The organism is Sphingobacterium thermophilum, from assembly GCF_039541675.1.
Lineage (GTDB): Bacteria > Bacteroidota > Bacteroidia > Sphingobacteriales > Sphingobacteriaceae > Sphingobacterium > Sphingobacterium thermophilum.
This window is the reverse complement of record NZ_BAABGR010000035.1, coordinates 251,186-263,537: the sequence shown is the minus strand read 5'-3', so window position 1 is coordinate 263,537 and position 12,352 is coordinate 251,186. Positions and strand designations below refer to the sequence as shown.

At 41.6% G+C, this 12,352-nt stretch carries 17 protein-coding genes; all 17 read left to right on the top strand.

The window, feature by feature from the left end; all coding sequences use genetic code 11:
* Window positions 1-20 precede the first annotated feature (20 nt).
* The 17 genes from rnc (at window position 21) to rplN (ending at window position 12,350) form a co-directional block, all read left to right on the top strand.
* The gene (gene rnc / locus ABD873_RS11870; RefSeq protein ID WP_410528273.1) at window positions 21-743 is read left to right on the top strand and encodes a ribonuclease III; all 723 of its coding nucleotides are present in this window, start codon (window positions 21-23) and stop codon (window positions 741-743) included.
* A gap of 59 nt (window positions 744-802) precedes the next feature.
* Window positions 803-2,182 (top strand): histidine--tRNA ligase, encoded by a 1,380-nt coding sequence (gene hisS, locus ABD873_RS11865; protein ID WP_345068581.1) that lies wholly within the window; start codon window positions 803-805, stop codon window positions 2,180-2,182.
* A gap of 172 nt (window positions 2,183-2,354) precedes the next feature.
* A complete protein-coding gene (gene pdhA, locus ABD873_RS11860) occupies window positions 2,355-3,350 on the top strand; it encodes a pyruvate dehydrogenase (acetyl-transferring) E1 component subunit alpha (RefSeq protein WP_345068579.1) in 996 nt (331 codons plus the stop codon).
* 53 nt (window positions 3,351-3,403) lie between these two features.
* A complete protein-coding gene (locus tag ABD873_RS11855; RefSeq protein ID WP_345068576.1) occupies window positions 3,404-5,029 on the top strand; it encodes a 2-oxo acid dehydrogenase subunit E2 in 1,626 nt (541 codons plus the stop codon).
* 117 nt (window positions 5,030-5,146) lie between these two features.
* Window positions 5,147-6,334 (top strand): serine hydrolase domain-containing protein, encoded by a 1,188-nt coding sequence (locus ABD873_RS11850; protein WP_345068574.1) that lies wholly within the window; start codon window positions 5,147-5,149, stop codon window positions 6,332-6,334.
* Between the two features lie 12 nt (window positions 6,335-6,346).
* Window positions 6,347-6,706, top strand: a complete 360-nt coding sequence (locus ABD873_RS11845; protein ID WP_345068572.1) for a CoA-binding protein — start codon at window positions 6,347-6,349, stop codon at window positions 6,704-6,706.
* A gap of 363 nt (window positions 6,707-7,069) precedes the next feature.
* Window positions 7,070-7,687, top strand: coding sequence for a 50S ribosomal protein L3 (rplC, locus tag ABD873_RS11840; RefSeq protein WP_039053747.1), 618 nt, complete (start codon window positions 7,070-7,072; stop codon window positions 7,685-7,687).
* A 5-nt stretch (window positions 7,688-7,692) separates the two neighbouring features.
* Window positions 7,693-8,322: a 50S ribosomal protein L4 gene (rplD, locus tag ABD873_RS11835; RefSeq protein ID WP_039053748.1), complete on the top strand. Its 630-nt coding sequence runs from the start codon at window positions 7,693-7,695 to the stop codon at window positions 8,320-8,322.
* A 1-nt stretch (window position 8,323) separates the two neighbouring features.
* The gene (gene rplW, locus ABD873_RS11830) at window positions 8,324-8,614 is read left to right on the top strand and encodes a 50S ribosomal protein L23 (RefSeq protein ID WP_039053749.1); all 291 of its coding nucleotides are present in this window, start codon (window positions 8,324-8,326) and stop codon (window positions 8,612-8,614) included.
* Between the two features lie 7 nt (window positions 8,615-8,621).
* A complete protein-coding gene (rplB, locus tag ABD873_RS11825; RefSeq protein ID WP_039053750.1) occupies window positions 8,622-9,446 on the top strand; it encodes a 50S ribosomal protein L2 in 825 nt (274 codons plus the stop codon).
* On the top strand, window positions 9,446-9,712 hold the full coding sequence (rpsS, locus tag ABD873_RS11820) for a 30S ribosomal protein S19 (protein ID WP_037498931.1): 267 nt from the start codon (window positions 9,446-9,448) through the stop codon (window positions 9,710-9,712). The genes rplB and rpsS overlap by 1 nt, the downstream gene beginning before the upstream one ends.
* Window positions 9,713-9,718: 6 nt before the next feature.
* On the top strand, window positions 9,719-10,150 hold the full coding sequence (rplV, locus tag ABD873_RS11815; RefSeq protein ID WP_345068567.1) for a 50S ribosomal protein L22: 432 nt from the start codon (window positions 9,719-9,721) through the stop codon (window positions 10,148-10,150).
* 11 nt (window positions 10,151-10,161) lie between these two features.
* A complete protein-coding gene (rpsC, locus tag ABD873_RS11810; protein WP_345068565.1) occupies window positions 10,162-10,923 on the top strand; it encodes a 30S ribosomal protein S3 in 762 nt (253 codons plus the stop codon).
* 55 nt (window positions 10,924-10,978) lie between these two features.
* Window positions 10,979-11,401, top strand: coding sequence for a 50S ribosomal protein L16 (gene rplP / locus ABD873_RS11805; RefSeq protein WP_039054267.1), 423 nt, complete (start codon window positions 10,979-10,981; stop codon window positions 11,399-11,401).
* A 92-nt stretch (window positions 11,402-11,493) separates the two neighbouring features.
* The gene (rpmC, locus tag ABD873_RS11800) at window positions 11,494-11,712 is read left to right on the top strand and encodes a 50S ribosomal protein L29 (protein WP_039054266.1); all 219 of its coding nucleotides are present in this window, start codon (window positions 11,494-11,496) and stop codon (window positions 11,710-11,712) included.
* 13 nt (window positions 11,713-11,725) lie between these two features.
* On the top strand, window positions 11,726-11,980 hold the full coding sequence (gene rpsQ / locus ABD873_RS11795) for a 30S ribosomal protein S17 (protein WP_039054265.1): 255 nt from the start codon (window positions 11,726-11,728) through the stop codon (window positions 11,978-11,980).
* Window position 11,981: 1 nt separating this feature from the next.
* Entirely contained in the window at window positions 11,982-12,350 is a 369-nt protein-coding gene (rplN, locus tag ABD873_RS11790; RefSeq protein ID WP_039054264.1) for a 50S ribosomal protein L14, read from the top strand.
* Window positions 12,351-12,352 lie beyond the last annotated feature (2 nt).

Genomic DNA, 12,352 nt, shown 5'->3' with positions numbered 1-12,352 from the left:
CTCAGTAGAAATAAATGTCCTTGCAGATTTATAAGTTATACTTTTCGCGTAACAAAGCTTATTATAAAAAGCTGAAAAATATTCTTGGCTTTGTGCCGGGAAATGTGAAACTGTATCAGATGGCTTTTCGCCATAAATCTGTCGCGGTACAAATAAAAGACGGAGTAAAAAACAGCAACGAAAGGCTCGAGTTCCTTGGAGACGCAGTGCTGGGATCCGTGATTGCCGAGCTGCTCTTCAAACTTTATCCTTACAAGGGGGAAGGCTTTCTGACGGAGATGCGCTCCAAAATAGTTTCTCGTGAGAATCTCAACAAACTATCCAAAAAACTGGGGTTTGACCAGCTTATCCAATACGATGCACGTATGATATCCTATGCTTCCAAACAAGGATCATTGCTTGGCGATGCATTTGAGGCAGTGATAGGTGCAATATATCTAGATAAGGGTTATCGGTTTACCAAAGAGTTTCTCCTGACCCGTATCATTGAGCCGCATGTGGATATACAGACGTTGGAGGTTACGGAATCCAACTTCAAGAGCAGGCTTATAGAGTGGTGCCAGCAAGAGGGTAAGGAGGTGGCTTTCAACCAGGTGGATAACCCAGAGGGAGAATCATCCAAGATGTTCAGCATTGAGGTGGTGGTAGATGGAGAAGTATGTGGTATAGGTCGCGATTTCAATAAGAAAAGCGCTGAGAAGCTTGCCGCTGAGAAAGCCTGTGAATACCTGAAGATTCTCTAATATCCTTTTCAAGCAACTTTATCCGTATTTTTTCCTGTCCGTTTTCTTACCTTTGCACTATGGCAGCAATTAAACCATCATTAGCAAAGGGAACGCGTGATTTTTCTCCTGCGGAAATGGAGAAAAGGAACTATATCTTCAACACCCTTAAGAAAGTTTTTAAGAAATACGGTTATAACGAAATCCAAACTCCTTCGTTCGAAAATCTGTCTACTTTGACCGGAAAATACGGTGACGAAGGAGATAAGCTTATTTTCAAGATCCTGAATTCGGGAGATTATCTTGCTAAAGTAGATGAGACACTGTTGGCTGAGCGCAACTCAAACAAGCTCATCCCGCAGATATCGGAGAAAGCATTGCGTTACGACCTGACCGTTCCGTTTGCGAGGTATGTTGTCATGCATCAAAATGAGATTACTTTGCCGTTCAAGCGCTTCCAGATACAACCGGTATGGCGTGCGGATCGTCCGCAGCGCGGTCGCTACCGTGAATTCTATCAATGTGATGTGGATGTGGTAGGCTCCGAAAGCTTATTGAATGAGGCGGAGTTTATCATGATTTATCACGAAGCGCTTAAAGCTTTAGGCTTGAAAGATTTTACTATAAAAATCAACAATCGTAAAATCCTAAGTGGAATAGCGGAAATCATTGGCAAGCCGGAGCTTATCGTGGATATGACCGTAGCTATAGATAAGCTGGACAAAATAGGTGTCGACGGGGTAAACAAGGAGCTGATAGAGCGTGGCTTTACCGAAGAGGATATCAGGACGTTGAAACCTATCATTGAACTTTCCGGAAGCAATACAGAAAAGCTTGAGCAGCTGAAGACAGTGTTGGCTGCTTCTCAAACGGGTCTGAAAGGGATTCAGGAAATAGAAGAAGTTTTCGGCTATGTGTCGGCTCTTGCTGAGGAGGAAACATTGGCGAAGTATGTGGAGGTGGATATTACGCTAGCACGTGGGCTGAACTATTATACGGGCTGTATCTTCGAGGTGAAGACCAATGAGGTGGCGATGGGAAGTATTGGTGGAGGTGGTCGTTACGATGACCTTACAGGAATGTTTGGCCTTAAAGGGCTTACAGGTGTAGGGGTGTCTTTCGGTGCCGACCGTATCTATGACGTGTTGGAAGAACTAAATCTATATCCTTCTTCTAATTCGACGAGCACCAAAGTGCTTATCGTCAACTTCGATAAGACGTTGGAGTCTTTTACCTTGCCTCTGTTGGCGGCTTTACGCAAAGAAGATATTGCTGCCGAGCTATATCCTACAGCAGCTAAACTCAAAAAGCAGATGAGTTATGCTGATGCCAAACAAATTCCTTATGTTCTGTTGATTGGAGATGAAGAAAAAGAATCAGGACAGCTTAGCCTTAAGGATATGGCTTCGGGAGAGCAAGTGCGCCTTACCCGTGAAGAATTAATAGAGCGATTGAAATAATTGCAGTTTGTCTGTCGGAGTATAGGCTTTAATTTTTATTATTATTTAAAAGAGACTTCATTTTTTTATTCATTTATGACAAAAATTACTCATTTCGCGGAGTGAAAGTGTCATAAATGTGGATATAAATTATTAGATTTGTAGTCGGTTAAGTAAGAAACAATACTTTAAAATGAGTTCAACACCTATAACAAAAGAAACATATCTAGAGTGGTATAAATCAATGCTACTCATGCGCAAATTTGAGGAAAAAGCAGGTCAGCTTTATGGACAACAAAAAATCCGTGGTTTCTGTCACCTCTACATTGGTCAAGAGGCTGTTGTAGCAGGTACGGTATCAGCGACAAGGCCTACGGACACTTTCATTACCTCTTACCGCGATCACGCCCATGCCTTGGCAAAAGGTGTGTCGGCAAATGCTTGTATGGCCGAATTGTACGGTAAGATTACTGGTTGTTCAAAAGGTAAAGGTGGCTCTATGCACTTTTTCTCTAAAGAGCATGGTATGATGGGGGGACATGGTATTGTAGGTGGTCAGATTCCGTTAGGTGCTGGTATAGCTTTTGCAGAGAAATATTTAGGTACTGACAACGTAAATATCTGTTTCATGGGCGATGGTGCTGTGCGCCAAGGAGCTCTTAATGAAACCTTCAACATGGCGATGTTATGGAAATTGCCTGTTGTGTTTATCTGTGAGAACAACGGTTACGCTATGGGTACATCCGTACAGCGTACTACTAATATGATAGATATCTTCAAAATCGGTTTAGGTTTTGATATGCCTTGTGCTCCGGTTGACGGTATGGATCCGGTGGCGGTTCATAATGCGGTGGATGAAGCCGTACAAAGAGCGCGTGCTGGCGAAGGTCCTACATTCTTGGAGATTCGTACCTACCGCTACAAAGGCCACTCAATGTCTGACCCTGCGAAGTATCGTACAAAAGAAGAGTTGGAAGAGTACAAAGGCAAAGATCCTTTGATCACTACTAAAGCAGCTATCTTAGAGAACAAGTATGCTGATGAAGCATGGTTTGCAGAAGTAGAGGCTGAAGTGAAACGTGTGATCGACGAGTCTGTGAAATTTGCTGAAGAGTCTCCATATCCGACGGTAGACGAGTTGTACAAAGATATCTATGTGCAAGAAGACTATCCGTTTGTAATGGACTAATTCAATCGTATATTCACAAAGGTTTTTATTAAGATATAATCTACTATAAATAAATGGCTGAAGTAGTTAAAATGCCTAAGATGAGCGACACCATGACAGAAGGGGTGATCGCGAAATGGCACAAAAAAGTTGGCGACAAAGTAAATGCTGGAGACCTTATCGCAGAGGTCGAAACAGATAAAGCAACAATGGACTTCGAGTCTTATCAAGAAGGTACATTGTTATATATAGGTCCTAAAGAAGGAGAAGCAGTTCCTGTGAACGCCGTTATCGCTGTGTTGGGAGAAGAGGGGGAGGATTACCAAGCTTTATTAGATGGTGGATCTGCTACTAAGGAAGAAGCTCCTGCAGCGGAAGAAGCTAAAGAGGAAGCTGCTCCTGCAGCATCTGAGTCTACAGTGACAGCAGAAGACTTAGGCTGTACTGTAATCACCATGCCTTTATTGAGTGACACGATGAAAGAGGGTGTGATCGCTCAGTGGAATTTCAAGGTGGGTGATACCATTAAGTCGGATGATGCCATAGCGGATGTAGAGACGGACAAAGCTACCATGGAGGTGACGGCCTATGCAGAAGGTACGTTGTTATACATCGGTGTAGAAGCAGGCCAAGCAGCAAAAGTAAACGATATCATTGCTATCGTAGGTCCTGCCGGAACAGATGTAACTCCTTTGTTGAATCAGGTGAAGTCGGCTCCTAAGACGGAATCGAAGCAGGAAGAAAAAGCGCCTGAGTCGGCAGCTCCTGCAGCTGCATCATCAGCAGTATCTTCGTCAGATGATTCACGCATCAAAGCATCTCCTTTGGCACGCAAAATCGCAAAAGAAAAAGGAGTTAACTTGAGCGAAATCAAAGGCTCTGCCGACGGTGGCCGTATCGTAAAAAGAGACGTAGAAAACTATCTGGCGACAGCTAAAGCGGCTCCTGCTGCTGCGGCATCTGCCGAAGCTCCTAAAGCAGAAACTACGACTATCAGCTTGCCAACATATGTTGGAGAAGAAAAATATACAGAGACAGGCATTTCACAAATGCGTAAGACTATTGCGCGTCGCCTATCTGAGTCATTGTTCACTGCTCCTCACTTCTACTTGACAGTGACTGTGGACATGGATAACGCTATCGCTGCTCGTGCGCAGATTAACGAGTATGCTCCGGTGAAAGTTTCTTTCAACGACATGGTAATCAAAGCTGTTGCTGTAGCGTTGAAGAAACACCCTGCCGTAAACTCTTCATGGCAAGGGGATAAAATCCGCTTCAACGAGCATACAAACATCGGTGTGGCGATGGCTGTTGAAGATGGCTTGTTAGTTCCTGTGGTACGTTTTGCTGACGGCAAGTCGTTGTCGCATATTTCGGCAGAGGTCAAAGAATTTGCTGCAAGAGCAAAAGCTAAGAAATTGACACCTGCTGATTGGGAAGGCTCTACATTTACGGTATCTAACTTAGGAATGTTTGGTATTGATGAGTTTACATCGATTATTAACTCTCCTGATGGTGCTATCCTATCTGTAGGAGCTATCCAACAGGTTCCTGTAGTGAAAAATGGAGCTGTAGTACCAGGAAACATCATGAAGTTGACTTTAGGATGTGACCACCGTGTGATCGATGGGGCTACAGGTGCTCAGTTCTTACAAACCTTGAAAGGATTATTGGAAGCACCAATCCGTTTGTTAGCGTAAATAGATTGTTGCAGAACATAAATAAAAGCCACTTTACCAGTTAAAGTGGCTTTTATGTTTTGAAATTAATGTATAATCCTATTATATTTATTTGGATTCATCAACGTAGATAGTAGAGTGAAGAGACTAGTAGAAATTATCGTTTATAGTTTTGTCTTATCCGTTTTTATAGCGTGCAGTTCAGAAGAGAAAAAACAAGAAGAAGTACAGAAGAAGCAAGCCGAGTTAGACAGTATAGCATTGATTTACGATCCTGCTCAGGCAGATAAACGCATTGACGAGTTTATGCAGCGCCTGCATAAGAGATCGGGCTTCAATGGTAATGTGTTGATTGCCAAAAAAGGAAAAATCATCTATCAGAATTCCTTTGGTTGGGCTGACTATCTGCATAAAGATAGTCTTCATATAGATTCCAAGTTTGAGCTGGCATCGGTATCCAAACCTATGACGGCCTTGGCGATCTTGCAGCTTATCGACCAGGGCAAAATTCAGATTGATCAGAAGGTTTCGGACTTTTTCCCGGGCTTTCCGTATGAGGGGGTTACTGTACGTCAGCTGCTAACTCACCGTTCAGGATTGCCTAATTACGTGTATTTTGTAGATAAAATATGGCCGGATAGACGTAAGGGAATGTCTAATATGGATGCGATCAAGCTGATGATAGAGCATAAGCCGGCGCCTTATGGTCGCCCGAACGGAAGATTCCATTATAATAACTCTAACTATATGCTGTTGGGCGCCATAATAGAAAAGGTTTCGGGACAAGATTTTGACAGCTACATGCAGGCAAATGTGTTCAAACCTGCAGGCATGAAGAATACGGCTGCACTTTCCACGGTTAAGTACGACAAAATACCTACCGATGTGGTGGGGCATGACCGTGTGTGGCGCAGATCGGTGGTACAGGACTATCTTGATGGTCCCTTGGGAGACAAGGGCATATACAGTACGGTGAGAGACCTGTATCTTTTAGATATAGCTTTGAAAGAAGGACGGCTTTTGCGCAAGGAGCTGCTGGATTCTGCCTACGTACCACGTTCGGATGCTCGTAGGGGCGTGTTCAGCTATGGTTATGGATGGAGAATGTTTACCACGGACAAACATAAGATAGTCTATCATACTGGTTGGTGGCATGGTTTTAAAAATCTGTATATCAGAGATCTGACAAACGATATTACGATAGTATTGTTATCTAATATGGTCAACGGTAGTTTAAATCAGCTTGACGACTTGTATAAAATCTTAGAAATGCCTATATTAAGGCAAAACGCCTATGATTCCAAAGGTAGTTTTATAGATAACTAAAACAGCATTATTATGAAAAAGACATTGATATTAGGAGCCAGTACCAACACCGCTCGATATTCGTATTTAGTAGCCAACAAATTAGTAAGAAAAGGGTATCCAATAGTCAATGTCGGGCGTAAGGAAGGGGAGGTTGCCGGTGTGCCCATCGAGCCGGCGGTGAATATTCACGATGATATAGACACCATCACGGTGTATGTCAATCCACAGCATCAAGTACATTATTACGACTATATTTTAAATACCAAGCCAAAGCGGGTTATTTTCAATCCCGGAGCCGAAAATCCCGAGTTGAAAAATAAACTCCAGGAGGCAGGTATTGAAACTGTAGAGGCTTGTACCCTTGTCATGCTGAATACAGGACAGTATTAACTTTACATCATGAGATATTTGAGAGGCAAGGCGTATTGAGATTTTTCGATACGCCTTGATATTTTATCGGAAGGTTCCAATGCCGTCCTTATTTTAATGGATTAGAGTATAAATTCTGTCTTTATCTGAAAGAAATTACTATTCCTATTTCCTGAATAGTGAAGAGTATAACCGTATTTTGAAGAGGTATCAATAAAAGGTTCTAAGATTTGAAGTAAAGAATTTCAGAATAAAACAAAAAATAATTTGTTAATTATTTGATAGTTATAAAATTCTTTGTACTTTTGCAGTCCCTTATTGGGAAAAGTATGTCTTGAGCGAAGCCCTACTGCTTCGATGGACTTTAATTAATTAATTTATAACATGTCAGGAATTATTGGTAAAAAAGTAGGAATGACCAGCCTGTACGATGCAGAGGGTAGAAACATCCCTTGTACAGTGATTGAGGCTGGGCCGTGCGTGGTAACGCAGATACGTACGGTAGAAAAGGACGGTTATTCAGCAGTTCAACTGGGTTTTGATGATGCTAAAGAGAAAAATGTTACCGCTCCTTTAAAAGGACACTTCGCAAAAGCGGGCGTGACTCCTAAGCGTAAATTAGTTGAGTTCAAATCTTTCGAAGAGGAGAAGCAACTAGGTGACATCGTGGATGTGACTTTATTCAAAGAAGGCGAGTACGTAGATGTAGTTGGTACTTCAAAAGGTAAAGGTTTCCAAGGTGTTATGAAGCGTCACGGATTTGGTGGTGTAGGTGGTGCTACTCACGGTCAGCACAACAGGCTACGTGCTCCAGGTTCATTAGGTGCTTCTTCATGGCCTTCACGCGTATTCAAAGGTATGCGCATGGCGGGTCGTACAGGTGGTGAAAGAGTGAAAGTTCAAAACTTGCAAGTATTGAAAGTTTACCCTGAGCAAAACCTGATCGTTGTTAGTGGCTCTGTACCAGGAGCTAAAGGTTCATATGTAATCATAGACAAATAGTAGAGATGGAAGTTAATGTATTAAATTTATCAGGTAAGGAAACAGGTGCCAAGGTGCAGCTACCTGAGTCAGTATTCGGAGTACAACCTAACGACCATGCTATCTATTTGGACGTGAAACAATACTTAGCGAACCAACGCCAAGGTACTCACAAGTCTAAACAACGTAACGAAATTGCGGGTTCAACTCGTAAATTACATAAACAAAAAGGTACTGGTGGTGCTCGTGCGGGTTCTATTAAGTCTCCATTGTTTAACGGTGGTGGTCGTATTTTCGGTCCTCAACCTCGTGACTATAGCTTTAAATTAAACAAAAAATTAAAGCAATTAGCGCGTAAATCAGCGTTGACATACAAAGCGCAAGAAAACAATATTTTGGTTTTGGATGAAGTGAACTTCGATTCTATCAAGACTAAAAACTACGTAGCTTTAATCAACGCATTAAATGTTGCTGACGAGAAAACTTTATTGGTTTTACCAGCATACAATAACAATGTTTATTTATCAAGCAGAAATCTGAAGAAAACAAAAGTTGTGGTAGCTTCTGAATTGAATACTTATGATGTATTGAATGCTACTAAATTGTTGTTGACTACAGAATCTGTTAAAACTTTGGAGGAAGCATTAGCTAAGTAATATGGAGATCATTAAAAAACCTATCTTAACTGAGAAAGCTTCGTTATTAACGGAGAAATTGAACCGTTATGCTTTCAAAGTAGATCACAGAGCAAACAAGATTCAGATTAAAGCTGCTGTAGAAGAGATGTTTGGTGTAACTGTTGTTGCCGTAAATACTTCTGTTGTAGCTGGTAAAGCAAAAAACCGTTACACAAAAGCAGGTTTCGTTTCTGGAAGAGCTCCTAAGTATAAAAAGGCCATCGTAACGATTAAAGATGGTGAAACTATTGACTTTTACAGTGTTATATAAATAAAAAATGGCAGTTAAAAGATTCAAACCGGTAACCCCTGGTACTCGTTTCAGAGTAGGTGCTGATTATTCAGACGTTACAACAAACGTTCCTGAGAAATCATTAGTAGTTAGCATCAAGAAGTCAGGTGGTCGTAACAACACCGGTAAAATGACTATGCGTTACATCGGTGGAGGGCACAAGAAAGCATACCGATTAATTGATTTCAAACGCGATAAAAAAGATATCCCTGCAAAAGTAGCTACTATTGAGTACGATCCAAACCGTACAGCACGTATTGCCTTGTTGCACTACGCGGATGGTGAAAAACGTTACATCATTGCTCCAGCTGGTTTACAAGTTGGTCAGACTGTAATCGCAGGTGATCATGTTGCCCCAGAAGTTGGTAATACTTTACCATTAGCAAACATTCCTTTGGGTTCTATCATCCACAACATCGAGTTGAACCCAGGTCAAGGTGGTGCGATCGCACGTTCTGCAGGAACGTACGCACAGTTGTCTGCACGTGATGGTAAGTATGCTATTATCAAATTGCCATCAGGAGAGACTCGTATGATCTTAGCAACATGTGTTGCGACAATCGGTTCGGTATCTAATGCTGAGAAATCAAACCAAGTGTTAGGTAAAGCAGGTCGCAAACGTTGGTTAGGTCGTCGTCCTCGCGTACGTGGTGTTGCTATGAACCCAGTAGATCACCCAATGGGTGGTGGTGAAGGTCGTGCATCAGGAGGTCACCCTCGTTCACGCAAAGGCCTATTAGCGAAAGGTTTCAAAACACGCAGTAAAAAGAAAACATCGAATCGTTACATCATTGAAAGAAGGAAAAAATAATGGCTCGTTCAATTAAAAAAGGTCCTTATATCGATCACAACTTAGAAAGAAAAGTTCTTTCTATGAATGAAACTAACAAAAAGTCAGTAATCAAAACTTGGTCTCGTAGATCGATGATTTCACCTGATTTTGTAGGCCATACCTTCGCAGTGCACAACGGGAATAAATTCATTCCGGTTTATGTAACAGAAAATATGGTTGGTCACAAGCTTGGTGAATTTGCGCCTACGCGTACATTCAAAGGCCACGCAGAAAAGAAAAAATAATAGGTAATGGAAGCAACAAAAAAACTTAAGAAGTCTGTATTGATCAGACAACGCAAAGAGCAGGCAAAAGCTCAAAAAGGAGGAGCTTCTACTGCCAAATTATTGAATTGCCCTACTTCACCACGTAAAATGCGTTTAGTAGTGGATCTTATCCGTGGCGAAAAAGTAGAAAACGCTCTATATATTCTTAAACATTCGGGCAAAGAAGCAGCGGCTCGCGTTGAAAAATTGTTATTGTCAGCAATTAAAAACTGGGAATCGCAAAACGAAGGAGCTTCAGTAGCTGATAGCGCATTGTATGTGAAAGAAGTTCAAGTAGGCGGTGGCCGTCAGTTAAAAAGATTACGTCCAGCTCCTCAAGGCCGTGGATACAGAATACGTAAACGCTCGAACCACGTGACTTTGGTAGTAGATAGTTTAAATAACGTTAACAACTAATTTATTATAGAATGGGACAAAAAGCAAATCCAATAGGTAACAGATTAGGAATCATCAGAGGATGGGACTCTAACTGGTTCGGCGGTAAGAACTATTCCGATAAATTAGTTGAGGACGAAAAAATCAGAAAATATCTTTCTGTACGTATCGCAAAAGGTGGTGTAGCTAAAGTTGTTATTGAAAGAACTTTAAAACGTATCACTGTAACAATCCATACGGCTCGTCCAGGAATCGTTATCGGTAAAGGTGGACAAGAAGTAGATAAGATCAAAGAAGAGTTGAAAAAATTGACGAAGAAAGACGTTCAAATCAACATCTTCGAGATCAAACGTCCAGAGTTAGATGCCAAACTAGTAGCAGAAGGTATCGCTAAGCAATTAGAAGCACGTATTTCATTCCGTCGTGCAATGAAAACAGCTATCGCTTCTACAATGCGTATGGGCGCAGAAGGTATCAAAGTAATGTGTTCAGGTCGTCTTGGTGGTGCTGAGATGGCTCGTACTGAGCAATACAAAGAAGGTAGAACACCTCTACATACTTTGCGTGCGGATATCGACTACGCTTTAGCTGAAGCTTTAACTACTTACGGTAAAATCGGTGTTAAAGTTTGGATCTGTAAAGGTGAAGTTTACGGCAAACGTGATCTTTCTCCAAACATTGGTCAAACTTCTAACACGAGATCTCGTGGTGGTAACGATGGCGAACGTCGTGACAACCGTGGCCGTGGCCGTGGTGGACGCCGTGGTGGAAATCGTGGTGCTAAAAAGGATTAATTAACAACAAGAAGTAAAATATCTGCCTTAACGGTAGGTTAAAAATAATACGAACATGTTACAGCCAAAAAGAACGAAGTTCAGAAAGATGCAGAAAGGCCGCATGAAAGGTAATGCTACTCGCGGAGCAGAATTAGCTTTCGGTTCTTTCGGTATCAAATCAATGGAGCCAGCATGGATCACTAGCCGTCAAATCGAGGCTGCTCGTATTGCGGTAACACGTTATATGAAACGTGAGGGTCAAGTGTGGATCCGTATATTCCCGGACAAGCCGGTTACTAAGAAACCTGCTGAGGTACGTATGGGTAAAGGTAAAGGTGCTCCAGAATATTGGGTAGCCGTAGTACGCCCTGGACGTATCCTTTTCGAAGCAGAAGGTGTGCCACTAGAAGTTGCTAAAGAAGCGTTGCGTCTAGCAGCTCAAAAGTTACCGGTACAAACTAAGTTTGTAGTACGTAGAGACTACGTAGGAGCATAAAAAAGTTGGTAATGTCAATAGTTTAGCCTCTCGACCGTTACTCGAGAGGCATATATAAACCGATTGATAACCCAACATTAACACTGAAAGCAATGAAATATTCAGAAATCGTAGAATTAACAACAGAAGCTTTGACAGCTAAATTGGCTGAAGAGAAAGCTACGTTAAACAAATTAAAGTTTGCACATGCTGTTTCTGCTTTAGAAAACCCTAACGTTTTAAAAGCAACACGCAAAACTATCGCTCGTATCTCTACTGAGTTATCAAAGCGTAAGAATGCAGCAAAGTCTGAAACAGCCGCTGAGGCATAAAATTTAAGTCGAAATGGAAAGAAATCTAAGAAAAACAAGAATCGGCTTAGTAGTTAGCAACAAGATGGACAAATCTATCGTAGTAGCTGTAGAGCGTAAAGTGAAACACCCTATCTACGGTAAGTTTGTGAAGAAAACTACTAAATTTAAAGCTCATGACGAAAACAATACCTGCGGTATCGGCGATAAGGTATTAATCATGGAGACTCGTCCGCTGAGTAAAACAAAGAACTGGAGATTAGTTGAAATTTTAGAAAGGGCTAAATAACATGGTACAACAAGAATCTAGACTAAATGTAGCTGACAATAGCGGTGCTAAAGAGGTTTTAGTAATCCGTGTATTGGGCGGTACGCGCAAGCGTTATGCATCAATCGGAGATAAGATTGTTGTATCTGTAAAAAGCGCTTTGCCTTCAGGAAACATCAAAAAAGGAGCAGTTTCTAAAGCAGTAGTGGTACGTACGAAAAAAGAGATACGTCGTAAAGACGGATCATACATTCGTTTCGATGACAACGCTGCAGTATTGTTAAATAACAACGATGAACCACGTGGAACACGTATTTTCGGACCAGTAGCTCGTGAATTACGTGAGAAACAGTTCATGAAGATTGTATCACTAGCACCGGAGGTTTTATAATT